The 24,511-nt window shown below is 60.5% G+C and carries 20 protein-coding genes; 15 read left to right on the forward strand and 5 right to left on the reverse strand.

Going from position 1 to position 24,511, the window contains the following annotated elements:
* Positions 1-25 precede the first annotated feature (25 nt).
* Positions 26-2,020 (reverse strand): Na+/H+ antiporter NhaC family protein, encoded by a 1,995-nt coding sequence (locus DCS96_RS15485; protein ID WP_232818294.1) that lies wholly within the window; start codon positions 2,018-2,020, stop codon positions 26-28.
* A 102-nt stretch (positions 2,021-2,122) separates the two neighbouring features.
* The gene (locus tag DCS96_RS15490; protein WP_116475312.1) at positions 2,123-3,496 is read right to left on the reverse strand and encodes a glutamine synthetase family protein; all 1,374 of its coding nucleotides are present in this window, start codon (positions 3,494-3,496) and stop codon (positions 2,123-2,125) included.
* Positions 3,497-3,770: 274 nt separating this feature from the next.
* On the opposite strand from DCS96_RS15490, the gene DCS96_RS15495 reads away from it, so the two are divergent.
* From DCS96_RS15495 to DCS96_RS15505, 3 genes are read left to right on the forward strand one after another with little or no spacing between them, the layout of a single operon-like run.
* A complete protein-coding gene (locus DCS96_RS15495; RefSeq protein WP_116475313.1) occupies positions 3,771-4,532 on the forward strand; it encodes a gamma-glutamyl-gamma-aminobutyrate hydrolase family protein in 762 nt (253 codons plus the stop codon).
* A 31-nt stretch (positions 4,533-4,563) separates the two neighbouring features.
* The gene (locus tag DCS96_RS15500; RefSeq protein WP_116475314.1) at positions 4,564-5,928 is read left to right on the forward strand and encodes an aspartate aminotransferase family protein; all 1,365 of its coding nucleotides are present in this window, start codon (positions 4,564-4,566) and stop codon (positions 5,926-5,928) included.
* 10 nt (positions 5,929-5,938) lie between these two features.
* Positions 5,939-7,441 carry an aldehyde dehydrogenase gene (locus DCS96_RS15505; protein ID WP_116475315.1) on the forward strand — a complete coding sequence of 501 codons (1,503 nt, stop codon included), beginning with the start codon at positions 5,939-5,941 and terminating at the stop codon, positions 7,439-7,441.
* A gap of 275 nt (positions 7,442-7,716) precedes the next feature.
* Here the strand turns inward: DCS96_RS15505 and DCS96_RS15510 are convergent, their stop codons facing one another.
* Entirely contained in the window at positions 7,717-8,289 is a 573-nt protein-coding gene (locus tag DCS96_RS15510) for a cupin domain-containing protein (RefSeq protein ID WP_116475316.1), read from the reverse strand.
* Positions 8,290-8,463: 174 nt separating this feature from the next.
* Here DCS96_RS15510 and DCS96_RS15515 point away from each other — a divergent pair, with 174 nt between their 5' ends.
* Together DCS96_RS15515 and DCS96_RS15520 are read left to right on the forward strand one after the other, a co-directional pair.
* Positions 8,464-8,814 (forward strand): DUF1294 domain-containing protein, encoded by a 351-nt coding sequence (locus DCS96_RS15515; protein ID WP_116475317.1) that lies wholly within the window; start codon positions 8,464-8,466, stop codon positions 8,812-8,814.
* 50 nt (positions 8,815-8,864) lie between these two features.
* Positions 8,865-9,440 (forward strand): LOG family protein, encoded by a 576-nt coding sequence (locus DCS96_RS15520; RefSeq protein ID WP_116475318.1) that lies wholly within the window; start codon positions 8,865-8,867, stop codon positions 9,438-9,440.
* A 1-nt stretch (position 9,441) separates the two neighbouring features.
* On the opposite strand, the gene DCS96_RS15525 is transcribed toward DCS96_RS15520, so the two are convergent.
* Positions 9,442-9,690 (reverse strand): DUF2960 domain-containing protein, encoded by a 249-nt coding sequence (locus tag DCS96_RS15525; protein WP_116475418.1) that lies wholly within the window; start codon positions 9,688-9,690, stop codon positions 9,442-9,444.
* A gap of 111 nt (positions 9,691-9,801) precedes the next feature.
* On the opposite strand from DCS96_RS15525, the gene DCS96_RS15530 reads away from it, so the two are divergent.
* From DCS96_RS15530 to DCS96_RS15565, 8 genes are all read left to right on the forward strand, one after another.
* On the forward strand, positions 9,802-11,745 hold the full coding sequence (locus DCS96_RS15530) for a sensor histidine kinase (RefSeq protein WP_116475319.1): 1,944 nt from the start codon (positions 9,802-9,804) through the stop codon (positions 11,743-11,745).
* Entirely contained in the window at positions 11,742-13,103 is a 1,362-nt protein-coding gene (locus tag DCS96_RS15535; RefSeq protein WP_116475320.1) for a sigma-54-dependent transcriptional regulator, read from the forward strand. The genes DCS96_RS15530 and DCS96_RS15535 overlap by 4 nt, the downstream gene beginning before the upstream one ends.
* Before the next feature lie 411 nt (positions 13,104-13,514).
* A complete protein-coding gene (locus DCS96_RS15540) occupies positions 13,515-15,722 on the forward strand; it encodes a TRAP transporter permease (RefSeq protein WP_116475419.1) in 2,208 nt (735 codons plus the stop codon).
* Between the two features lie 11 nt (positions 15,723-15,733).
* Entirely contained in the window at positions 15,734-16,183 is a 450-nt protein-coding gene (locus DCS96_RS15545) for a universal stress protein (RefSeq protein WP_116475321.1), read from the forward strand.
* A 60-nt stretch (positions 16,184-16,243) separates the two neighbouring features.
* A complete protein-coding gene (locus DCS96_RS15550; RefSeq protein WP_232818295.1) occupies positions 16,244-17,242 on the forward strand; it encodes a TAXI family TRAP transporter solute-binding subunit in 999 nt (332 codons plus the stop codon).
* Positions 17,243-17,474: 232 nt separating this feature from the next.
* Positions 17,475-18,842, forward strand: coding sequence for a DASS family sodium-coupled anion symporter (locus DCS96_RS15555; RefSeq protein ID WP_116475322.1), 1,368 nt, complete (start codon positions 17,475-17,477; stop codon positions 18,840-18,842).
* Positions 18,843-19,084: 242 nt separating this feature from the next.
* Positions 19,085-20,128: a YbaY family lipoprotein gene (locus DCS96_RS15560; protein ID WP_198650102.1), complete on the forward strand. Its 1,044-nt coding sequence runs from the start codon at positions 19,085-19,087 to the stop codon at positions 20,126-20,128.
* A gap of 110 nt (positions 20,129-20,238) precedes the next feature.
* Positions 20,239-21,594: a hypothetical protein gene (locus tag DCS96_RS15565; RefSeq protein ID WP_116475324.1), complete on the forward strand. Its 1,356-nt coding sequence runs from the start codon at positions 20,239-20,241 to the stop codon at positions 21,592-21,594.
* On the opposite strand, the gene DCS96_RS15570 is transcribed toward DCS96_RS15565, so the two are convergent.
* Positions 21,591-22,520 carry a LysR family transcriptional regulator gene (locus DCS96_RS15570; protein ID WP_232818296.1) on the reverse strand — a complete coding sequence of 310 codons (930 nt, stop codon included), beginning with the start codon at positions 22,518-22,520 and terminating at the stop codon, positions 21,591-21,593. The genes DCS96_RS15565 and DCS96_RS15570 overlap by 4 nt on opposite strands.
* A gap of 95 nt (positions 22,521-22,615) precedes the next feature.
* Between DCS96_RS15570 and DCS96_RS15575 the strand changes: the two genes are divergently transcribed.
* Positions 22,616-23,479, forward strand: coding sequence for a pirin family protein (locus tag DCS96_RS15575; RefSeq protein WP_116475422.1), 864 nt, complete (start codon positions 22,616-22,618; stop codon positions 23,477-23,479).
* Between the two features lie 97 nt (positions 23,480-23,576).
* Positions 23,577-24,509 (forward strand): pirin family protein, encoded by a 933-nt coding sequence (locus tag DCS96_RS15580; RefSeq protein WP_116475325.1) that lies wholly within the window; start codon positions 23,577-23,579, stop codon positions 24,507-24,509.
* Positions 24,510-24,511 lie beyond the last annotated feature (2 nt).

Consider the following 24,511-nt stretch of genomic DNA (forward strand, 5'->3'; position numbering starts at 1 on the left):
TTTGCACTACTCACACCGCACACCATCAGGATAACGACTTAATCCTCTTCTCCTGAGCTACCGCCGGTTGACCGGGTGACTGCAGCCCGGCCTGCTGTGCATCATCGGCCCGCTTGCCCAGCAGGCGCAGGCCGGCGGCCATCGCCAGGGCAGATACCACAATCCCCAGCCACCAGGGCACCCCGTAGGCCACCGGCAGGATCCCGAACAGGGTGGCAATCACCCCTACAAACAGCGCATAAGGCAGTTGGGTTCGTACATGCTCCACCAGGCCGCAGCCGGAGGCCATGGCCGCCAACAGGGTGGTTTCCGCCAGCGGCGAGCAGTGATCTCCCCACACTGCACCGGCCAGCACCGCGGCCACCGAGGCATAGAAGAGGTGCATGGATTCAGGATCACCGGCCAGGCCGTGGTGCTGCAGCACAGCCCAGGCCAGGGGCACCACCAGGGGCATCATGATGCCCATCACCCCCCAGGAGGAACCGGTGGCAAAGGCGGTAAAGGCCGACAGCATGAACACGCTCACCGGGATCAGTTCCGGCGCCAGGCTGTCACTCAGCACGCTGACCAGGTAGTCGCTGGTGTGCAGCGCTTCGTTCACCGACGACAGGGCCCAGGCCATCATCAGTATGGTGATCGGCAGCAGCATGGACTTGACCCCTTCAAACCAGTAATGGGCGGTCTCATCCATGCTCAGCAGCCGCTGGCCCTGGGTCATCACCAGCGCCACCAGGGTACTCAGCAGCGAGCCCCACATCATGGCGGTAAAGGAGTCACCATTGCCGAAGACATCGCGCAGGCTGTACTGGGCGGGATGGCCCAGCTCTTCCAGGCCGGTATACCAGATACCGCCCAGGGTAGTCAGCACCAGCACCGTCATCGGGATGATGGCGTTCAGGGCCCGGTGTGGTATGCCCGGCTTGGCATCGATACTGGCCTCTTCGGCAATCGCCTCCATATCGGTCAGCTCATCGGCGGCATCGCTGCGTCTTTGCACCGCCTTCACTTCGGCTTTCAGCATGGGGCCAAAATCACGGCCACTGAGGCTTATCATAAACACGAACAGCAGCGCCAGGATCGGATAGAAGCTGTAGCTGATGGCGTCCAGGAACACCCCGTAGGCGGAGCCGTCAAAGCCGTCGATCTGGCCGATGGCCTCGTCAATCAAGCCAACTTGAAAGCCGATCCAGGTGGTAACCAACAGGATGGCCGACACGGGGGCGGCGGTGGAGTCGACGATATAGGCCAGTTTTTCCCGGGAGATACGCAGCTTATCGGTAATATTACGCATAGTATTGCCGACGATCAGCGCATTGGCGTAGTCATCGAAGAAGATGGCGGTACCCAGCAGCCCGGTAGTGGTCTGGGCGCTGCGCCGGCCGCGCACGAAGCGGGTGATATGGTTGGCGATACCAACGGTGCCGCCATTGCGGGAAATAATTCCCACCATGCCGCCGATCAGCAGGCAAAACAGTACGATCGACATATGCTCAGAATCGCTGGCGGCGTTCAGAACATGCACATTGACCGAGTCCAGCACACTTTGCAGCAATTTTCCGCCGGACAGGCCGTAACTCAGCCAGCCACCGGCACAAATGGCGATAAACAGCGCCAGGATCACTTGGCGGAATACCAGGGCCAGCACGATGGCGGTCAGGGCCGGCACCACCGACAGCCAGGCGGCAATGCCGACGCTGTCGGCCTCGGCCAGGGTGTCGCCGGCTTCGTTGACCAGTGTCAGGCTAACCGACTCGGCCCGGCTGGTCAGCTCATCCAGGCTGGCTACGCCGTCTGCAAATGCCAGCGGATAGCGCTTCCCGTCCAGCTGTAGCCAGAGTGGCTCGGTGGCCGCCGGATCATCCCGACTGACGGTGACCGAGAACGGCGTGTCCTTCAATACCAGGGGCGGGGCCTCGATGCCGGCCTCGGCCCAGGCCGGGGTCAGCAAGGTGGCGAATGACATCAGCAGGGCCAGCCACAGGCCCGGCATTTTCATGCTCGTGGATATATATCTTGTCATTAAAGGTCCTTCCATGGGTTGTCATCATTCATATGGCGATACATAGCCGGACAACGGAAACCAGATCCGGCATGCACATCATTTATTTATACCGGCCGCAATTTATACCGACCTCAAATACCAATCGAATTCCTGGGGGCTGACATGGCGCATAAACAGCAGCCGTTCGCCGTAGCGGTTGGCGTGATACACCCGACAAAACTCCCGGCCCAGATATTCCGGCAGCAACTCGTTGCGCTGCCATTGTTCCAACGCCTGGATCCAGCTGGACGGCAGGCTGGGCGGATGAGAGGCATAGCCATTGCCCACCACAGGCTCCGGCGGGGTCAGCTGCCGGGTGATGCCGTAGTGAATGCCGGCCAGGATACTAGCCATCAGCAGATACGGGTTGGCGTCGGCCCCCGCCACCCTGTGCTCAAGCCGCCGGGCCTCGCCGCTGCCGCCGGGGATACGCACCGCCACGGTACGGTTATCGGCTCCCCAGGTCTGGCTCATGGGTACATAGAAACCCGGCTGGAAGCGGCGATAGCTGTTGGCATTGGGGGCAAAGACCACCATCGACTCGGGCATCAGCGCCAGGGTGCCGGCGATGGCGTGTCTCAACGTCACACTGCCCAGGGGATCGTCCGCCTCGCCCTTGAATACATTGTTGCCATGCTCATCCAGCAGGCTGACATGAATATGAGTGCCGCTACCCGCCTCCTGGTTATAGGGCTTGGCCATAAAGGTGGCATCCATCTGATGACGGGCCGCCACCCCCTTGATCAACCGTTTCAGCAATACCGCCTCATCACAGGCCTGCATGGCATCCGCCCTGTGTTTCAGGTTGATTTCGAACTGGCCGGGAGCGCATTCGGCAATCGCCGTATCCACCGGCAACTGCTGAACCTGGGCTGCTTCATGGATGGCTTCGATAAAATCGCAGTGGTCATCCAGGTCCGACAATGAATACACCTGGCACTGAGTATCCCGTTTGCCGGTGACCGGCGATACCGGCGGCTGCAGCTGTTGCAGCTCGTCTCGTTCCCGATCGACCACATAAAATTCGGTTTCCACCGCCACCACAGGGGTCAGCTTCAGCTCGGCGAATCTGTCCAGTACCCGCTGCAGTACATGGCGCGGATCATAGATAAAAGGCTCACCGTTGTTCTCGTACATGCTCATCAGCACCTGGGCACAGGGCCTGTCTTGCCAAGGGGTGCGACTAAGGGTGCCGGCCACCGGGAAGCACAGTCGGTCGGCTTCCCCCTGATCCAGTCCCAGCCCGGTCTCTTCTATGGTGTTGCCATTGATGTCCAGAGCGAACAAGGAAGCCGGCAGGCAGATCCCTTCTTCATAGGCCTTGAGCAGGCTGTCCCGAGGGATCCGCTTACCACGGACCACGCCATTGATATCGCCAATCATCAGATCGATGGAGTTGATGTCCGGATTCTGCTCCAGGAAAACCTGGGCTTCGTGCATGCCGGTGATCGCCATAAATGCATTCCCTTGTTGTGTTATCTTCAACATATCAAACGTCAATCGTTATATTATATTAAACATGCAAGCACAAGCTGAGATGATAATGCATGGTTAATAAAACATAACACAACTGTACTTGCGTCACATTATTCAGCCTTTCTCCGGCTTTTTAGCGATGAACGCTTTGTATTCCATTAACACTTATGCTCTCCTTTGACGGTAATTGATTGTCGGCGGACAACAAGATACGTTGATTATAAGCAAACAGCGATATTATTCGGGTGACAGCATGGATAGAATTACACAACGCCCTCTAGTCGGCGTGACCGCCTGCCAGCGGACCATTGAAGGCCACGGATGCCATATGGTGGTCAATAAATACATAACAGCCCTGATCGAGGCAGCCGGTGTCAGTCCGGTACTGCTGCCGGCGCTGGAAGCCGGCATTCCGGACGGGGTACTGGCCCGGCTGGATGGCATCTGCCTGACCGGCAGCTACAGCAATGTCGAGCCTCATCACTACGGCCAACCTCCGCTCCCGGAAGACTGCCGCCACGATCCAGCCCGGGACGGCTCCGCCTTTTCGCTGATCCGTCAGGCCCGAGCGCTTAACCTGCCGATGCTGGGCATCTGCCGGGGCTTTCAGGAAATGAATGTGGCCTATGGCGGTACCCTGCACCACCAGCTGCAGGACAGGCCGGAGATGCTCGATCACCGGGAACCGGATGGCGACGACACCAACGGACATTACCATCCGGCCCATGACATCAGCCTGAATCCCCTGGGATTACTGGCGCGGATCAGTGACCTGCAAGTCAGCAAGGTGAATTCATTGCATCAGCAGGGCATAAACCACCTGGGTCAGGGACTGACAGCCGATGCCACTGCCCCGGATGGACTGATCGAGGCCATCAGTGATCCATCCCTGGCGTTTGCCCTCGGCGTGCAATGGCACCCGGAATGGCAGACCCCGCAGCACCCACTTTATCAGGCTATTTTTACAGCATTCGGTGAGGCATGTGCCCGACACCAGCATCGGTTTAACGCCTGAACAGGCATTTGAAATAAATAAGGAAGGCATTATGAGCACCTACAACACCAGCGAATTGCGCCGCGAAGACAGCCTGCACCACCTGCATCCGTTCACCGACACCAAGGAGCTGAACGAGCAAGGCTGCCGCATCATCACCAAGGCAGACGGCATCTATATCTACGACGCCGACGGTCACAAAATCCTCGACGCCATGGCCGGCCTGTGGTGCGTCAATATCGGCTATGGCCGTCAGGAACTGATCGACGCCGCCACCACACAGATGCAGGAACTGCCCTATTACAACAATTTCTTCAAGACCGCCCACCCACCGGCGATCAAACTGGCGAAAAAGCTTACCGAGCTGGCACCGGACCACATCAACCATGTGTTTTTCACCGGCTCCGGTTCCGAGTCCAACGATACCGTGGTACGCATGGTCCGCCGCTACTGGCAACTGCAGGGCAAGCCAGAAAAAACCGTGATAATCGGTCGCCAGAATGGCTATCACGGCTCAACCGTCGCCGGTGCCAGCCTGGGCGGCATGGCCCCCATGCACCAGCAGGGCGGCCCCATGCTGCCCGATATAGAACATATCGCCCAGCCCTACTGGTTCGGTGAAGGCCGGGAAATGGATCCGCAGGAATTCGGCCTGCTGGCGGCCAGCTCCCTAGAAAAAAAGATTCAGCAACTAGGAGTCGAACGGGTCGCAGCCTTTATCGCCGAACCGGTGCAGGGAGCCGGTGGGGTAATTATTCCGCCCGCCAGCTACTGGCCGGAAATCCAGCGCATCTGTGACAAGTACGGCATCCTGCTGATCGCCGACGAAGTCATCTGCGGTTTCGGACGGCTGGGTCAGTGGTTCGGCAGCCAGCATTTCAACATCAAGCCCGACCTGATGCCAATCGCCAAGGGGCTGTCTTCCGGTTACCTGCCCATCGGCGGCGTGCTGGTCGGCGACCGGGTTGCCGACCTGCTGATCGACGAAGGCGGCGAGTTCTATCACGGCTTTACCTACTCGGGTCATCCCAGCTGCGCCGCGGTGGCCCTGCGTAATATCGAGCTGCTGGAACAAGAACAGGTGCTGGAGCATGTACGTGATGTCGCCGCCCCCTATTTTGCCGAACGCTGGGCGGAGCTGGCCAGCCACCCGCTGGTCGGAGAAGCCCGCTCTCTGGGCCTGCTCGGCGCCCTGGAGCTGGTAGCCGACAAGGTAACCCTGTCCCGCTTCGAGCCAGGGATCGGTGGACTGTGCCGGGATATCTGCTTTGAAACCGGCATCGTAATGCGCTCGGTAGGTGAAACCATGGTGGTCTCGCCACCTCTGGTGATCACCAAGGAAGAAATCGATCAGCTGATCGGCCTGGCCCGCGCCAGCCTGGATGCCACCGCCCAGCGCCTGGGCATTGCCCTCTGAGGAGCCGAACATGAGTCAATTGACACGGGCCGACTGGCAGGCCATGAGTGAGCGGATACAACTGGAAGGTCGGGCCTTTATCAACGGCAAGTATGTGTCCGCTGTGAGCGGAGACACCTTCGCCAGTATCAATCCGGCCAACGGCATGCCGCTGGCCCTGATTGCCGGCTGTGACGAGCAGGATGCGGCACTGGCGGTGGCCCATGCCAGAGACGCCTTCCGCCAGGGGGCCTGGTCCCGCCTCGCCCCCGCCGAGCGAAAGCGCACCCTGCTTAAACTAGTGCGCTTGATGGAACAACACAAGGAAGAGCTGGCGCTGCTGGAAACCCTGGATATGGGCAAGCCGATCAGCGACAGCCTGCACGTGGACCTGCCCAGCGCCATCAACTGCATCGGCTGGAATGCCGAGGCCATCGACAAGGTCTATGGCGAGGTAGCCCCCACCGGTCAGCACAGCCTGGGGCTGGTCACCCGAGAACCACTGGGGGTGGTTGCCGCCATTGTGCCCTGGAACTTTCCGCTGATGATGTCCTGCTGGAAAATAGCCCCGGCCCTGGCAGCCGGTAATTCGGTGATCCTCAAACCCTCGGAGAAGTCGCCGCTCAGTGCCATTCGTCTGGCGGCGCTGGCCAGGGAAGCAGGTATTCCCGACGGCGTATTCCAGGTGCTGCCCGGTTTCGGCCATACGGTGGGCAAGGCGCTGGCACTGCACAACGAGGTCGATTGCCTGGCCTTCACCGGTTCCACCCGGGTCGGCAAGCAGCTGACCCAGTATGCGGGCCAGTCCAATCTGAAACGCACCTTTATGGAATGCGGCGGCAAGAGCGCCAACATCGTTTGCGCCGATGCGGGCGACCTGGACACCATCGCCCGGGAGGCGGCGATGGCCATCTATTTCAACCAGGGTGAGGTCTGCATCGCCGGATCCCGCCTGCTGGTAGAAAACAGCATCAAAGACGAACTGATCGAGCGCATCATTGCCTATGCCGAGCAGCTGCAACCCGGTGATCCACTCGATCCGGCCACCCGCATGGGCGCCATTGTCGACGCCGCCCAGCTGGATACCATCTGCGGCTATGTCGCCAGGGGGGTGGACGAAGGAGCCCGCCTGCGTATGGGAGGCGAGCCGGTGCTGACCGACAGCGGCGGCCACTACTTCCCCCCGACTCTGTTCGACCAGGTCAACAACCGGCACACCATCGCCCGGGAAGAAATTTTCGGCCCGGTGCTGTCGGTGATCGGCTTCGACACCCTGGACGAGGCCATCGAGATCGCCAACGATTCCCCCTATGGCCTGGCCGCTGCGGTCTGGACCAAGGATCTGGACAAGGCGCTGATCGCCTCCCGTCGGCTGGAATCCGGGCAGGTCTATGTCAACAACTACGCAGGCGGCGACATGACGGTGCCCTTCGGCGGTGTCAAACAGTCGGGCAACGGCCGGGACAAATCGCTGCACTCGCTGAGCGAATATTCCCAGCTGAAGACCACCTGGATAGCCCTGCACGGAAACTGAGGCTTCCCTTAAAAGCAGAGGGCTCCATGATGGAGCCCCAAGCTTGATGGCCAGGTGTCTGCCATGCCCGTAGAAGTCGGCCAACGCCTGCCGCATCAGAGGCGGCTCCCCAAGCGTCCGCTGCACATAAGGCTGGTAATAACGTCCCGGCCGGCTGCTTAGGGTTGATGATGGAGCTCCTGAAGCGCTCCTGGCGGGTACAAAGACAAGGTTTACAATACAACGAGGGCGCCGAAAGGCGCCCTCGCATTGACAACAACGTCCGCTATTTGTCTTTAAAAATGCTTGGCGGGCGTCGAGCAGCTGACCACCCGGCAAGGCTTATCGCTGTTGTTGCGGAACCGGTGGGGCTGAGTAGTAGAGAAGTAGTAGCTATCCCCTTCCTTCAGCACCCTCACCTGGGCACCGACAATCACTTCCACCTCGCCTTCGATCACCACCCCGGCCTCTTCTCCGCGATAGGCCATCATGTCGTGGCCGGTATCTGCCCCGGGCGGGTAGGTCTCGATAATAAACGACATGGCGCGGTTCTTGCGGTTATAGCCCACCAGTTTCAGGGACAGGTTATCGGAGCCCACATCCTGCAGCTCCTCCGCCGTATAGAAAATCTGATCGGTATTCTGCAGATCCAGAGTAAAAAACTCGCCCACCGTAATCGGGATACCATCGAGGATTTTCTTCAGGGAACTGACCGAGGGGCTGACCTTGCCCTGTTCGATCAGCGACAGGCTGGAGTGGGTTACGCCGGTGCGTTTCGCCAGCTCCCGCTGGGAGATATTGCGCATGGTACGCACGGCCTTTAGGCGAACACCTACATCGTTGGACAGATCCTGAACGTCAGCAGCCATAGCACCACACAAGTTTAAAGAAGGGAAAGGAACCAAAAATCTGCAGGCATTCTACAAGAACCGCCGAGAGACTGTAAATTACTAATAAAATGAAAGGAAAACCGCCGGATACTGCTGTTACACTCCAGCTGATCCGGCCCTTGGCCAACCTGAATCGAACACGGTACAGATCCCATGACCCTGTTGACAACACTGCTGGCCGGCTTGCCCTTTCTACTCGGCCTGTTGTACGGCTGGTACCTGCAACACTGGTGGCCGCTGCTCGCCTATGGCGCCATGAGCGTTGCCAGTTTTGCCGCCTACGGTCTGGACAAGCACAGGGCCCGCCAGGCGCAATGGCGGCTCCCGGAAAATCTGCTGCACCTGCTGGATCTGGCAGGTGGCTGGCCCGGCGGCCTGCTGGCCCAGCGCAGGTTTCGGCACAAGACCCGAAAAACCCGTTTTCAACTGCTGTTCTGGTGCATCGTATTGTTGCACCTGGCCCTGTGGTTAGGCTGGCTGCCGGCCTGGCTGAGGTTGCGATGAAGATACTCACCGACAGCGGGTCAGGGCCACCAACCAGGAAGCAAGCATAAATGAGCATCAACAGAGTGTGTGTCTATTGTGGCTCCAGCCTGGGCAATGATCCCCGCTATCGGCAACAGGCCCGGGCCCTGGGTGAGGAAATCGGCCGGTCCGGCCTCGAACTGGTATACGGCGGCAGCTCGGTCGGGCTGATGGGCATATTGGCCGACAGCGCACTGGCGGCCGGCGGACGGGTACATGGGGTCATGCCGGAAAGCCTGGCCCGGGCCGAAATCAGCCACACCCGGCTGACCCAACTGGATGTGGTAGCCGATATGCATGCCCGCAAGGCACGGATGGCCAGCCTGGGGGATGCATTTATCGCCATGCCCGGCGGTTTCGGCACCTTCGAAGAGCTGTTCGAGATCCTGACCTGGGCCCAGCTCGGCCACCACAACAAGCCGGTAGGGCTGCTGAATGTGAACCGCTTCTTCGATCCCCTGCTGGCGCTGATCGACCACGCCATCGGCCAAGGGTTTATCAAGGCCGATTACCGGGGTCTGCTGGTGGTGGCCGAACAGCCGAAGCCATTGCTGGCCCAACTCGACTCGGCGCCACGCAATATCAGGCCCAAGTGGGTGAAATAACTTATTCTTCTTCCCGGAAGATGGTGATCTGGCTGAAGCCCAGCTTGCGGAAGTATTCTTCCTGAAAATCCTTCATGGTTTTGCGATCGTTGCGGCTGACGTTGGCCAGCTGGGCTTCCATCCGGTGGAACTCGCTCAAATCCAGGCCTTCGGCGGCGGCGATGGCATCATACAGGCTGTGATGCTTGTCGTTGGCGAAGCCAATTTCCTTTTGCTGCTTGCGGTAATGGTAACGAATGCGAAAAGCCATGGCGGGATCCCGGTTAAAAGCCGCCATTGTCGCCCCAAGGCGAGGCAGACTCAAGACGTGCGTGCCGCCGCCATTTCAATCGCCACCGCTAGGAGTCATAATTTAATCCTGATGAGACATTCAACACCCGACACCCTGCCCGCCGGCTCATCCGGCCAGCGCATTACCCTGTTGCTCCTGCTGCTGGGCATGGTGCTGCTCGCCTACGGGCTGAGCAGCTGGGCGCGCAACCAGGCCATGGAGCAGGCTCGCACCCGGGCCGATGCCAACCTCAGCCGCTATATGCTGAACCTGCAGCACCAGCTGGATAGATACAAAGACCTGCCCCGGCTGTTGGCCAACCAGGAACAGCTGGTACAACTGCTGCAAAGCCCCGACGATCCGGTACGTGTCAAACGGGCCAACCGCTATCTGAGCTGGGCCAACGACACCATGGGTGCCACCGACAGCTACCTGCTCGACACCGATGGCATCACCCGAGCCGCCAGCAACTGGAACCAGCCCCACAGCTTTATCGGTAACGACTACAGCTTCCGCCCCTATTTTCAGCAAGCGGCAGAAGGCGCGGCCAGCCGCTATTTTGCCCTCGGCAATACCTCAGGGGTACGCGGCTACTTCTTTTCCTACCCGGTACGACTGGCCGACCAGATCATCGGCGTGGTCGTAGTGAAAGTCGATCTGGAAGATATAGAAGCCGACTGGAGCGATCCCCTGCTGGATATACTGGTGATGGACGAAGACGGGGTGATTTTCATCTCCACCCGCGCCCACTGGCGCTTTCGCACCCTGACATATCCGTCGCCAGTCGGTCCTGGTAACCCATATTACGGTAATCATGTCATCGCCCTGCAAGCCGCATCCAGGCCGGCAGGCCCTCCCCATCTGACCCCGGAATACATCCGCCAGCTGGTCGCCAGCCGGCGGTATGGAGACGCCCCCCTGCTGCCGTTGGATATCATCCGCCATCAGTCCACCCCGGCTGGAGACATCCTGCTGACCCTCAACGACTCAGACGCCAACGGCAACGACAGCCAGGGCCGGTACCTGCTGCTCAGCCGACTGATGCCCGACGCCGGCATGCGGGTGGCGGTACTGTCCAACCTGCGGCCGCTGCAGACCCGTATCTGGCAGACCCTGGCCATCGGCCTGACTCTGTATCTGGCTCTCGCCGCACTGGTGCTGTTCCTGCAGGCCCGCCACCGACTCAAGCAGCATTTTGATGCCCAGCTGCAACAGGCGCACGAAGCGCTGGAACAGCGGGTGATACAACGCACCGAGGAGCTGACCCTCAGCAACCGCCGCCTACAGCAGGAAATCAGCCAGCACCGGCAGACCCAGAAAGAACTGATCCAGGCCGCCAAACTGGCGGTGCTTGGCCAGTTGTCCGCCGGTATCAACCATGAGCTGAACCAGCCCCTGACCGCCATCCGCCATTACGCCGATAATGGCCGCAAGCTGCTGGCCCGGAATAAGACAGAGGCGGTCGACACCAACCTGGGCGAGATCACCGGGCTGGCCGAGCGCATGGCCAGGATACTGCAGCCGCTAAAGGAATTTGCCCGGCATAGCGGCGAGGCCAATGCCGTGGTCAACCTGCAACGTGTCCGCCAGGGGGTCATGGCCATCCTGGTCGGCCAGCTGGAAAAGCAGCAGGCCAGGATCAACTGGCCCGACGGGCTGGAGCAGTATCATGTGCGGGCCGATATCGGCCGGCTGGAACAGGTACTGGTGAATCTGCTGAGCAATGGCCTGCAGGCCATGGCCGGACAGGCCCGGCCGGTGATAGACATCGGCCTGAGCTGTACCACCGACCGCGTGACCCTGACCCTGCACGATCAGGGACCGGGGTTGAGCCCGGAGGCACTGGAGCACATTTTCGAGCCCTTCTACACCACCAAGGACACCGGGCTCGGGCTGGGCCTGTCCATTTCCCAGCGCATCGTCGACAGCCTGGAAGGCGAGCTCCAGGCCGGCAACCACCCCAAGGGCGGTGCCGTCTTTACCCTGACCCTTAAACGCGGCCGGCCCGCCCCACAACCGGAGATCACCCAGTGAGCGCAGAGCGTACCGTTATCCTGGTCGACGATGACCCCCATATCCGTCTGTCCGCCGGCCAGACCCTGGAACTGGAAGACTATCAGGTGGTGGCCTGTGAGCGGGCCGACAAGGCCCTGACGCTGCTTGATCCCGAGTTTGCCGGAGTGCTGGTCACCGATATCAATATGCCCGGCATGACCGGGCTGGAGCTGCTGGCCGGCGTCACCGCCATAGATCCGGATATCCCGGTGATCCTGATCACCGGCTTCGGAGATATCTCGATGGCGGTGAGTGCTATCCGCAACGGTGCCTACGACTTTATCGAAAAACCCTTCTCCGCCGATCTGCTGCTGGATGTGGTGCACAGGGCCCAGGAAAAGCGCGCCCTGACCCTGGAGAACCGCCGGTTGCGCCAGGAGCTGCAGGCCCAGAGCGCCCCGGGTCCGCGCATCATCGGCAACACCCCGGCGGTCCAGCAACTGCGCCGGCTGGTGCAGACGGTGGCCGGCACCCCGGCCGATGTACTGTTGATGGGGGAAACCGGTACCGGCAAGGATCTGCTGGCCCGCTATATCCATGAACACAGCCCCCGCCGGGAGCACAACTTTGTCGCCATCAACTGCGGTGGCATGCCGGAGAGCCTGATCGAATCCGAGCTGTTCGGCCATGAAAAGGGTGCCTTTACCGATGCCAAAGACAAGCGTATCGGCAAGTTCGAACATGCCCAGGGCGGCACCCTGTTTCTCGATGAAATAGAGAGCATGCCCATCAGCCTGCAGATCAAGCTGCTGCGGGTACTGGAGGAAAGGGCCATAGAGCGGCTCGGCTCCAACCGGCTGATCCCCCTGGATATCCGCATCATAGCCGCCAGCAAGGCCGATCTCAGGGTGCAGGCGGAAACGGGCCAGTTCCGTCAGGACCTTTACTACCGGTTGAATGTGGTGCGCATCGATATCCCGCCGCTACGGGCCCGGGCCCAGGATATTCCCCTGCTGTTCCAGCACTTCGCCCTGCTTGCTTCCGCCCACTACCAGCGGGAGATACCGCCCTTGTCGGCGGAACGCACCCACCGGCTGATCAGCCACGACTGGCCCGGCAATGTGCGAGAGCTGCGCAACCTGGCCGAACGCTATGTGTTACTGGGCGAGGCCTGCACCTTCGACTTCGACAACCAGCCCATAACCGAATCCGGCGGCGATCATGGCCAGGGCCTGGCGGTCCGGGTCGACCAGTTTGAAAAGATGCTGATCCAGGCCGAGCTGGCCCGCCACGGCGGCTCCATCAAGGACACCCTGGAGAGCCTGCAGCTGCCGCGCAAGACTTTGTACGACAAGATGAAAAAGCACAACCTGGACAAGAACGACTACAAGGGCTGAGCGCACACCGGCTCCCTAGACATATGGGTGGATTTCCACCCAATTTCCCGGGCCGGCTCGACCAAGCTCTTCCCGCTTCCCCTAACTCATCGCCGTTACCCGCACTGATACGGCCGTTTACCAACAAAACGGCGGAAATCCCCCCATCCCTCTATAAGAATTGGCGTATTCCCACCCATTTTCGAGCCTCAGCCACCACCAAGTTAATAAATATCGGCGGCTTCATAGCCAATATGTAAATAATCGCCCAGTCTTTAAAGGGATTTTAATAACTGGCCCATACTTTGCTACATGAGGATTATGCGTACGCCAGCGCCTGTGCCCACCATCGTGAACACAGGCAGGAAACAAGGAAGGCCAATGGCCACCCGGACCGCCAGGCAGGCAGCCGGTGAACCAATAGAGGTAATGATGTCAAACGCTCAACACCCCCTCGACAACCTCAGCCCCGAGGAGCAGAAAAAGCTCAAGGAGCTGATGGAAAAAGATGCCAAGACCGAGCGCAAGCTCACCGGCCCCTGGGGCTGGCTGGTATCGGCCCTGGCCGCCATCATGGTGGTGGTCTACTTCTACGGGGCCGGGGTCTCCGCCCTCAGTACCCAGTACCACCTGGGCATCTATGTGCTGATCACCTTTATACTGGTGTTTCTGCTCTATCCGGCCGGCAGCCGCACCGCCCATGGCGGCCTGTCGCTGATTGCCGCCACCTTGTTGTCGGTACTGGTCAGCTGCTTTGTGATCTACGACTCTCCCACCGCCTTCTACCAGCAGCTCACCCTGTTCCGGGAAACCTGGGAGTACGACGGCCTGGGCCTGGCGCTGGAGCAGGATCTGGACAAGCTGCACTATACCCTGTGGCTGATCCTGCCCTTTGCCGCCATGCTGCTGCCCCTGGACCAATGGCTGAACAGGCGTAACCACAACAGTCCCACCGCCAGTGATGTGATATTGGCTGCCATGACCGCCGGCACAGTGCTGTACTGGATCAGCCAGTTCGAAGTGCTCAACTACCGGGCCGGCGCCGAAAACGAAGTCGACATGCTGGTAAGCATTGTCGGCCTGCTGCTGTCGCTGGAAATATGCCGCCGGGTGCTGGGCTGGTCGATCACCCTGATCGGGGTCGGCATGATGGCCTTCGCCCTGTTCGGACCCTATCTGCCCGACATCCTGGCCCACCGCGGCTTCCGCTTCGAGCGGCTGGCCACCGCCCTGTTCCTGACCACCAACGGGGTGTTCGGGGTCATGGCCAGCGTGCTGGCTACCTATGTAATCCTGTTTATCTTCTTCGGTGCCTTCCTGCAAAAATCCGGCGCCGGCAAGTTCTTTATCGACCTGCCGCTGGCCCTGGCCGGCCGGTCGACCGGGGGCCCGGCCAAGGTGGCGGTGATTTCCTCCGCCCTGTTCGGCTCTGTGTCCGGCTCCGCCATCGCCAATACCGTGTCTTCCGGGGCTTTTACCATCCCCATGATGAAACGGGCCGGCTTCAAGCCCCATGTGGCCGGCGCCATAGAGCCAGCGGCCTCCATCGGGGGCATGTTCCTGCCGCCGATCATGGGTGCGGGGGGCTTCCTGATGGCCGAACTGACCGGCACCCCCTACTCCACCATCATGATACTGTCGATCGGGCCGGCGCTGCTGTACTTCCTATCGGTCTACTGCATGGTGCACTTCGAAGCCAAGAAGCACGGCCTGGTGGGCATTGAGGGCGAAGACATCCCCCACTGGAAGACGGTGTTCAAAGCCGGCTGGTATTATGCCCTGCCCCTGGTGATCATCACCGTCCTGCTGCTCAGTGGCCGCTCGGCAGGCAACTCGGCGTTCTGGGCCACCCTGTCCTGTATCGCGGTCAGCTGGGTCAACAAGGATACCCGCATGGGACCGAAGGAAATCTGGGAGGCCGTCCAGGTCGGCGCCCGTAACACCCTGATCGTCGGCGCCACCATAGGGGTGATCGGCGTCATCGTCGGGACCATTTCGCTCACCGGCATGGGCCTGAAGTTCTCGGATCTGATCATCTCCATGGCCGGTGACAGCCTGTTACTGGCCCTCGGCCTGGTGGCCTTGGCCTCGCTGGTACTGGGCATGGGTGTGCCGGTCACCGCCGCCTATCTGATTGTCGCCGTGCTGGCCGTGCCCGCCCTGGGCGAGTTCGGGGTCGCCGCCATCGCCGCCCATATGATCGTCTACTGGCTGTCCCAGGACTCCAACATCACACCGCCGGTATGCGTGGCCGCCTATGCCGGCGCCGCCATCGCCGGATCGGATCCCTGGAAGACCGGCTGGACCTCGTTCAAATACGCCAAGATGCTGTATGTGATGCCGCTGCTGTTCGCCTATGTACCGGCCATACTGCTGGATGGCACCGTACTGGAAATCATGGTGGCCTTTGTGTCTGCCACCCTGGGCACCATCGCCTTCGGCGCCTTTTCCATGGGCTACCTGCGCCGCAAGACCCGGCTCCATGAATGGCTGCTGCTGGGGGCCGGCACCCTGCTGCTGTACTGGCCGACCCTGCTTTCCGACGCCCTGGGCCTGGCCATCGTCGCCCTGGTGTGGTGGCTGCAGCGGGAAAGCGCCGCCGCCTCCGTAAACAAGACCAGCCACTCCAACGCCAGTTGAGGATGACAACCATGGCCCAGATAGAGTTGATTTTATACGCCACCGATTTTTCCGAAGACGCCGCCCGGGCGGTCGAACTAACCACCCAGCTGGCACAGAGCCAGGGCGCCCGCCTGCACCTGCTGCATGTGATCACCGAGCTGGGCGACACCCACAGGCGGGGGATCCCCGCCAGTGTGATGGACGCCTTCGTCAGGGAAGTCACCACCCAGGCCGTCAGCGACATGCACGATTTCCGCCAGCGCTTTTTTGCCCATTACCCCGGCGAGCTGAGCACCGATGTGGTAATGGGCCCCGGTGCAGAAGAAATCCTGGCCCAGGCCGATCGGCTGGATGCTGACCTGATCGTCATGGGCAGCCATGGCCGCCACGGAGTGGAGAAACTGCTGCTCGGCTCCACCACCGAACGGCTGATCCGAAAGTCCCATATTCCGGTATTAACCGTACCCGAGCGCGTCTGACCGTCGCGCAACTTTCTCAGGGAAGACCGCAAGAAAAACCATTACAAAGAGGAAATAACCATGATGTTAAAACAACTGTTCAAACCGTCCAAAACCCTGATCGCCGCCACCATGGTGGCCGTCGCGGGCTTTGGAGCCAGCACCCCGAGCCAAGCAACCGAACGCCTGGCCTTTTCCGGCGGTCCGGATGGCGGCACCTTCCAGTATTTCTCCAACGGCATTGCCACCAGGCTGTCCCGCAACCTGGAAGGGGTCGAGGTGTCCAATATGGCTTCCGCCGGCTCAGTGGAGAACCTGCGTCGGGTGAACTCCAGGGACGCCGACTTCGGTATCGTCTATTCGGGTGACATCTATCTGGGCCAGAATGGCAAACTCACCGAAGACACCCGTAAATACCGCAACGTCCATGCCCTTTCTTATCTTTACGGTGCGCCGGCCCACCTGATCGTGCTGGATGGCTCCGGCATCACCGAGGTATCCCAGCTGGCCGGCAAAAATGTGGCGGTCGGTCCGGCCGGCTCCGGTGCCGCCGCCTCCGCCCAGCGCTTCTTCGAAGGGGCGGGTCTGTGGGACAGCATTAAGCCCCAGTATATCGGCTACAACCAGGGTGCCTCGGCGCTGGGTGACCGTCAGATCGATGCCTTGTGGGTGTTCGCCGGATTCCCCAATGCCTCCGTCATCCAGGCTGCGTCCAGCAACAAGATCCGCCTGCTGCAGGTCTTTGCCGCCGCCGAGCAAGGTACCCTGTTCACCGACCACCCCTACTATGCCCAGGTGACCATCCCCGCCGGCACCTACTCGGGGGTGGACTACGATGTGGTCACGGTGCAGGACTCTGCCCTCTGGGTGGCGGGCCGCCATCTGTCCCCGGAGCAGGTGTACAACAGCCTGAAGGAAATCTATTCGGAGGCAGGCCTGAAGTTCATGTCCTCGGTGTCCCAGGCTGCCAGCGCCATGACTATCGACTCCGGCACCATGGGCATAGTGACCCCGCTGCACGAGGGCGCCAAGACATTCTGGACCGAGCACGGCAAGACCCTGACCGACGCCCAGCAATAATACCAGCCCCGGTAGATCTGGTCTTTGGGGCAGAGTTACAGAGGCGACACAGCCGTCTCCCACGACACGCTATGACACCATCCATGGGGGCTCGGCAATGCCTCCTTGGCATAGCACAGTCGAGGGAGGCGGTTTCTGTTGCCTCTACTCGCCGTAAACCCATCCTTGGGGCTCCGCCGCCATTACTTCACCTCGGACACCATGTTTTAACCACAAAGGAGTTAGCAAAAACATGATCACAGACACACCGCCAACATCACCCCGGTTCAGTATCAAAGGAGGGATCCTGCTGGCCGATACCCTGCTGTTTGCCATCCTGCTGACCGCCCTTCCTTTCGAACCCGACGTCAACAAGGGATTGAGCCTGCTGATTTTTATTGCCGTATTATGGCTGACCGAAGCCGTGCACATCACCATTACCGCACTGATGGTGCCACTGCTGGCTGCCGCCATGGGTATACTGGCCACGGGAGACGCACTGAGCAACTTTGCCAACCCCATTATTTTCCTGTTTCTGGGAGGCTTTGCCCTGGCGGCGGCCATGCACAGCCAGGGACTGGACCGGCTGATTGCCAGCCGTATCCTGCGCCTGGCCAACGGACGCCTGAGCATAGCGGTATTGTTGATGTTCCTGACCGCCGCCTTCCTCTCCATGTGGATCAGCAATACCGCCACCGCTGCCATGATGTTGCCGCTGGCTCTGGGCCTGCTCAGCTGCCTGGATCAGCAGCAACACAAGGCCACCTATGTGTTTGTCCTGCTCGGCATTGCCTATAGCGCCAGCATCGGCGGCATCGCCACCCTGGTAGGCAGCCCACCTAATGCCATTGCCGCCGCCGAGGTGGGCCTGAGTTTCGTGGACTGGATGGCATTGGGACTGCCTATCACCCTGATACTGCTACCGATCACCATCATCATCCTGTACCTGCTGTTCCGCCCCCGGCTTAATCAGCGTATTGACGCACCAACGGAAGCCATGGACTGGACCGGCAAACGGAAAATCACCCTGATCATCTTTGCTCTGACCGTCGGCCTGTGGATTTTCTCGACTCCCATCGCAGCCGCCCTCGGCGGACTGGCCGCCTTCGATACCCTGGTCGCCCTGTTTGCCATTGTGCTGATCGGTCTCTGCAGGGTGGCCGAATGGCAGCAAATCGCCCGGCATACCGACTGGGGGGTGCTGCTGCTGTTCGGGGGCGGTCTGACCCTGAGCAGCGTGTTGCGTGATACCGGTACCAGTCTGTTTCTGGCCAATGTACTGTCCGAGCTGCTGGTCGAGGCCAGCCCCTTCGTGATCCTGCTGGTCGTGACCGCCTTCGTGGTATTTCTCACCGAGCTGGCCTCCAATACCGCCAGTGCCGCGCTACTGGTACCGGTATTTGCTGCGGTGGCCGAAAGCCTGGGGCTGACACCAGTGATGGTAGCATCCGTGATTGCCGTGGCGGCGTCCTGCGCCTTTATGCTGCCGGTCGCCACCCCGCCCAATGCCATCGTGTTCGGCAGTGGCCTTATCCACCAGAGACAGATGATGAAGGCGGGTTTTGTGCTCAACCTGGCCTGTATCAGCCTGCTGGCCTGCTATTTCTTTCTTGTCGGCTAACTCGGCGCTTGCCGTCTAGATCCGAATCATTAGTCAGTTCATGGCGCAAACACCGGGATTTCGGTGTCGCCGAACCCGGGATGGGCCGGGAACCTTGTTTTTTTTCGGTGCTGCATGCCAATATTATCGTCAGTATCAGACTCAGACTTGGCCATCCACATAAAGCCTGGTTTGAGCCCGAGCCAATAAGTATCAATCTGACCTTATGTCCCAGGGACGGGCCTTGTACGGGATATGACCCCATGATGACCATACGCCTTGCGTCCCTGCCACTGTTGTTTGCCATGACCCTGAGCGCCTGCTCCGATGAGCAGCCCGACACGGCCGGCGAGCAGGAAACCCTCACCGGCACCCTGACCTACCTGCAGCGCATCGGCCTGCCGGATAACGCCCGGGTACAGGTCACCCTGCTTGATGTCAGCCTGGCCGGTGCCCCCGCTACCCAGCTGGCCGAACACGCCTTTATCACCGAAGGCCGCCAGGTGCCGCTGCCGTTTAGCCTCAGCTATGACAGCAACGCCATCAATCAGGCCCACCGCTATGCGGTACGCGGCGAGATCCGCGATGACCAAGGCCGGCTGATGTGGACCACGGACCGCTACCACGGCGTGCTGACCCAGGGCCAGCCCACCGGCCAGGTGGAGCTGGTGCTGAAACAGGTGTCAGATGCCCGGGCCCTGCGGCCATCCCCTTCGGCAACGACCCGGGTCTATCGGTGTTCACCCAAGAACGGCGCCGCATTCGAGTTTGTCACCCAGTACGATCAGGAAAAGGACGAACTCGGTCTGTGGCTGCCGGACGGCTTCAAGCTGCCCTACCAGCTGCTGGCCCACAGCATCTCCGCCAGTGGTGCCCGCTACCAGAACGACCATGCCATGATCTGGAGCAAGGGTGAGTTGGCCCGGCTGGAAGTCGGCGAGCGAGTCTACCAGGATTGCCGGGAAGACAGGCGGGCAGGCATTCGGGAAGATGCCCGGTTGCGCGGTGTAAGCTTCCGCGCCACCGGTAACGAGCCCGGCTGGCTGCTGGAGATCACCGCCGGTGACAAGCTTTCCTTCAGCTACAACTACGGTGAAAATACCCTTATCGTGCCGGCTTTCGACGCCAAGCACGATAAGTCAGCACACCAGACCCGCTATCAGGCCACCACCGACACCCATCGGCTGAGCGTGATCATCACAGAGCAAGCCTGCCAGGATGACATGAGTGGTGAGCCCCTGCCCGCTCGGGTCAACATCGAGCTGAACGGCCACAGCTACCAGGGCTGCGGCCAGAGTCTGGACTAACGACGACCATGCTCCGTCCTGTCGCCAACAAGACGGAGCACTTCTACCTCCCCTTCCCCGTCAATTTAATATATTGTTATTACTCTTGTTTTTTTGGAGAGCCACGGTCATTGATCACTGTCGAGCAGAAAGACGGTTTTAATATCAAGATCTCCCGGATATTGCGGGAGGCGACCACCCACAAGCTGGATCTCTACCTGTTTATCCCCGGCGAGCTGGGCCTGAACACCCATGTGGTACCGGAAGAAGAGTTCTACCACAACGCCATTCATGTAAAACGTACCTACTTCAGCGACCGACAGAATCTGCCCCTGGTGCACAGCCGGCTGGCCAGCCGGGACAAACTGGCCACCGAGCAGTACCGCCTCAGCCTCAGCCTGTATGCCTACCAGTATGTGGTCGGACTGGAACAAACCAGCCGGGAACTGCGCAACAGCCAGGAGGACGACATCCGGGAAGCAGTGGAAGACTTTATCACCCTCTCCCAAGATATCCTCAAGCGACTCAGGCGCAATGTGCCCGCGGATGAGACCCTGCTCAAGTATTACGCCAACATCGATAACTACCTCTCCTGGTTTACCGAACAGAGGCTGCTGTCGCTGGTCGCTTATCTACCCCGCAATGCCGACTACAAGGTCATCAAAGATCAGTTGCTGGCCGTCTGTGACGTCGAGCGCCAGCACAGGGAGGCCCTGCAATACAACTCGGTACACACCACGGAAGGGCTGTCGCGGATTTCCAACAAGATGCGCCTGCTGCGACGATTGATCGAGTATCCGGTCACCCTCAAAGAAAAAACCCGGGAACTGGGCGGCGGCGAGCAGAAACTGCTCAAGGGGCTGGTGACAGCAGTGCTGATGACCTCGGTATCGCTCACCGCCTATGAGCTACGCGAAACCCTGGGCGGCGTGTCATTGATGGTGATCCTGGCGCTGGGCGTGCTCTATGCCCTGCGGGAAATATTCAAGGATGACCTGCGCAATACCCTGTGGCGCTGGTTACGCAAGGGGCGCCCCAAGTGGCGGCGGCGGTATTTTGATGTGCACAGCAATCAACCGGTCGGCCGTCAACTGGAATGGTTCGACTACATGCGCTCCTCCCGGCTGGACAAAGATATCAAGGCTGCCCGCCGGGCCACCGTCAGCCAGCGGGAAGAACTCATCATGCATTACGGCAGCCATTCCCGCATGCTGCCCACCCGCTTCCTCAGCGGTTACGAACAAACCCGGGAGACCCTGCAGCTGGATCTAAGCCTGCTGTCGAAACTGATGGAAAAAGGCTCCCATCGGGTTTACCAGCTCAAGGATGGTCAGGTGTCCCGAACAGCGGTGGAAAAACGTTACCTGATTAACCTGGTCACCCGGGAAGTACAGGGCGAGCTGCCACCGCTGATCCAGCGCTGGAAAATCGTCATCAGCCGCTCGAAGATAGTGGAGATAGAGGAGATTGCCCGGCGGGGCGGCTAGTCCTCATCCAACTCGGCAAAGCGCTCGGCCAGGTAGTCTAGCAGAGCCCGCACCGAGGGCAGCAGCCCTCGCCGGGATGGAAACACCGCATGAATGATCTCCCGCGGGGGTTGCCATTGGGGCAGCAGCCGAGCCAGGGCACCACTGGCCAGCTCCCGGGTAACCATCATCACCGGTAACTGCACTACTCCCACCCCCGCGACGGCCGCCGTGCGCAGCGCGAACATATCGGTGGTAACAAACCTGGGCTGGTGATCAACCTGGGCATGGGTCCCACCGGGTCCACCCAGCTCCCAGACATAGCGCTCCTGGGGCGCATTGCCTAGTGCCAGGCTCGGCAGCGCGCCAAGCTCCCCCGGCTCCCTGGGGGAGCCGCACCGAGCCAACAGTCCCGGGCTCGCCACCAGACATTGGCCACGATCCGAGAAGGTCCGCATCACCAGTTCGCTGTCTTCGATGGGGGGCGGCCGAACCCGAATCGCCATATCGATCGCCTCACCCACCGGATCGACCTGCCGGTTGGTCGCCTCCAGATACACTTTGACCTGAGGGTATAGCCCCATGAAATCCGCCAGCATGACACCGATATGGGCATAGAGCAGGGCAATCGGACAGGTCACACGCACCACGCCACAGGGCTCGGCATGGGTCATCGCCACTGCCTCGTGCGCCGCTTCCGCCTCGACCAGCATCGCCCTGCAGTGAGCATAGAAGGTCTGGCCCACCTCGGTCACCGAAAAATGGCGGGTGGAACGCTGCAGCAACCTGGCCCCGATCCGCTCTTCAAGCAAAGCGATACGCCGGCTCAGCTTCGACTTGGGTATCCCCAGGGCCCGCCCGGCGGGAGCGAAGCCGCCATGTTCAACCACGGCCGCGTAATAATAAAGATCGTTGAGATCCTGCATGATCAGCCCATCGTTCACCATATAGAACACTGTTACTCAAATTTACCATCTACTCCCAACCCGACGCCATAACTACACTTGACTCCATCGTTCACTCAGCGACCGGAGCAAGCATGATCAAACAAGTCAGCGGCATATACACAGCACCGAATTCCCATTGGGTGGGCGATGGCTTTCCCGTGCGCTCACTGTTTTCCTACCAGGATCGAGGCGAGCAGCTCAGTCCCTTCCTCCTACTGGATTACGCCGGCCCGGCCGAGTTTACGGCAGGATCCCGTCCGCGAGGCGTCGGTGAGCATCCGCACCGGGGCTTTGAAACCGTCACCATCGTTTACAAAGGGGAAGTGGCCCATCGCGACTCCACCGGCAAGGGCGGGGTAATAGGCCCGGGCGACGTGCAGTGGATGACGGCGGGCGCGGGCATCCTGCACGAGGAATTCCATTCCGAGGCGTTCACCCAAACCGGCGGCGTCCTGGAAATGGTCCAGCTGTGGGTCAACCTGCCGGCCAAACACAAAATGACCCGACCCGGCTATCAGGCGATTGAAAACAAGGATATCCCGGTCGTGCCGCTGTCCGAAAACGCAGGGCGGCTGCGGGTGATTGCCGGGGAGTTTGACGGGCAAGCAGGCCCGGCCAGTACCTTTTCGCCGATGCAGGTATGGGATCTGCGTCTTAACCGGAACGGCTCGCAGACATTCTCGCTGCCGGAAAACTGGACCACGATGCTGATCGTGCTGCACGGCACTGTGCAGATCAACGGCACCGCCCTGACCCATGATGCGCAGATGGTGATGTTCGACCCCAAGGGCGAGCAGCTCACCATCGAAGCCAACAGCGACGCCTCGTTGCTGCTGCTCAGCGGCGAGCCGCTACAGGAGCCGGTGGTGGGTTACGGCCCCTTCGTGATGAACAGCGAGGCCGAGATCCGTCAGGCCATCGCCGACTTCAACGGCGGTCGCTTCGGCGCCATGAGCTAACTGGCGGCAGGTAACTAACCGGGCGCCTGTCCGGCAAGGCACGACCTTGCCGGACAGGCTATAACAGTTGTTGTGCAGACAAGATTCCGGAGGTCATATGAGCAACACCCAATGGGCGGCAAGCTTCGGCTCGTCCCGCGAATGCCCGCAGGTGGACGGACAACACCAGATCCAGCGCCTGGCTCCACGCACCGCCGACGTCGGCGGCATACCGGTGGCCCGCGCCATCCCCACCAAACAACGACGGCTGATCGGTGCCTGGTGCTTTCTCGACCATGCCGGTCCCGTCACCTTTACGGATAACAGCCCGGGTCTGCGGGTGGGTCCGCATCCGCATATCGGCCTGCAAACCTTCACCTGGATGCTGGAAGGCGAAGTGCTGCACCGGGACAGCCTCGGCAACGAGCAGGTGATCCGCCCCCATCAGGTGAACCTGATGACCGCCGGCCACGGTATTGCCCATACCGAAGAATCGGTATCTGGCGGGCAGAGCCTGCACGGTGCCCAGCTGTGGATTGCCCTGCCCCTGGCCGATAAAGACACACCGCCCCGGTTTGACCATTACCCCAGGCTTCCCACCTGGTCCAGAGACGGCCTCGACTATACCCTGCTGGTCGGCGACTACCTGAGCCACAAGGCCCCGACCCTGACATTCTCCCCTCTGGTGGGGATAGACCTATACGCCACCCGGCAGGTGAGCACGACCCTCTCCCTCCAGCCGGATTTTGAATACGGTCTCTTCGTGCTGGAAGGCAACCTGGAACTCCAGGGAGAATGCTTCACGGTCAACGAGCTGGCGTATCTCGGACTCCATCGCAGTGACATTTCCATCAGTCTGACACCGGGCTCGCGTGTCTTGCTGGTGGGGGGCGAACCGCTCGATGAGGACATTTTCATCTGGTGGAACTTCGTCGGCCACAGCAAGGCCGATATTGCACAGGCCCTGGCGGACTGGAACGACAACAGCGGCCGCTTCGGGGAAGTTTACGGCTATGATGGCGAGCCGCTACAGGCCCCGCCATTGCCTTGACC

Source organism: Zobellella maritima (assembly GCF_003075035.1).
Taxonomy (GTDB): Bacteria; Pseudomonadota; Gammaproteobacteria; order Enterobacterales; family Aeromonadaceae; genus Oceanimonas; species Oceanimonas maritima.

What these genes read in the sequence shown, in the direction of transcription:
- DCS96_RS15485 (WP_232818294.1), bottom strand. Translation starts at nt 2,020, where the DNA reads ATGACAAGATATATATCCACGAGCATGAAAATGCCGGGCCTGTGGCTG.
- DCS96_RS15490 (WP_116475312.1), bottom strand. Translation starts at nt 3,496, where the DNA reads ATGGCGATCACCGGCATGCACGAAGCCCAGGTTTTCCTGGAGCAGAAT.
- DCS96_RS15495 (WP_116475313.1), top strand. Translation starts at nt 3,771, where the DNA reads ATGGATAGAATTACACAACGCCCTCTAGTCGGCGTGACCGCCTGCCAG.
- DCS96_RS15500 (WP_116475314.1), top strand. Translation starts at nt 4,564, where the DNA reads ATGAGCACCTACAACACCAGCGAATTGCGCCGCGAAGACAGCCTGCAC.
- DCS96_RS15505 (WP_116475315.1), top strand. Translation starts at nt 5,939, where the DNA reads ATGAGTCAATTGACACGGGCCGACTGGCAGGCCATGAGTGAGCGGATA.
- DCS96_RS15510 (WP_116475316.1), bottom strand. Translation starts at nt 8,289, where the DNA reads ATGGCTGCTGACGTTCAGGATCTGTCCAACGATGTAGGTGTTCGCCTA.
- DCS96_RS15515 (WP_116475317.1), top strand. Translation starts at nt 8,464, where the DNA reads ATGACCCTGTTGACAACACTGCTGGCCGGCTTGCCCTTTCTACTCGGC.
- DCS96_RS15520 (WP_116475318.1), top strand. Translation starts at nt 8,865, where the DNA reads ATGAGCATCAACAGAGTGTGTGTCTATTGTGGCTCCAGCCTGGGCAAT.
- DCS96_RS15525 (WP_116475418.1), bottom strand. Translation starts at nt 9,690, where the DNA reads ATGGCTTTTCGCATTCGTTACCATTACCGCAAGCAGCAAAAGGAAATT.
- DCS96_RS15530 (WP_116475319.1), top strand. Translation starts at nt 9,802, where the DNA reads ATGAGACATTCAACACCCGACACCCTGCCCGCCGGCTCATCCGGCCAG.
- DCS96_RS15540 (WP_116475419.1), top strand. Translation starts at nt 13,515, where the DNA reads ATGTCAAACGCTCAACACCCCCTCGACAACCTCAGCCCCGAGGAGCAG.
- DCS96_RS15545 (WP_116475321.1), top strand. Translation starts at nt 15,734, where the DNA reads ATGGCCCAGATAGAGTTGATTTTATACGCCACCGATTTTTCCGAAGAC.
- DCS96_RS15550 (WP_232818295.1), top strand. Translation starts at nt 16,244, where the DNA reads ATGATGTTAAAACAACTGTTCAAACCGTCCAAAACCCTGATCGCCGCC.
- DCS96_RS15555 (WP_116475322.1), top strand. Translation starts at nt 17,475, where the DNA reads ATGATCACAGACACACCGCCAACATCACCCCGGTTCAGTATCAAAGGA.
- DCS96_RS15560 (WP_198650102.1), top strand. Translation starts at nt 19,085, where the DNA reads ATGATGACCATACGCCTTGCGTCCCTGCCACTGTTGTTTGCCATGACC.
- DCS96_RS15570 (WP_232818296.1), bottom strand. Translation starts at nt 22,520, where the DNA reads ATGGTGAACGATGGGCTGATCATGCAGGATCTCAACGATCTTTATTAT.
- DCS96_RS15580 (WP_116475325.1), top strand. Translation starts at nt 23,577, where the DNA reads ATGAGCAACACCCAATGGGCGGCAAGCTTCGGCTCGTCCCGCGAATGC.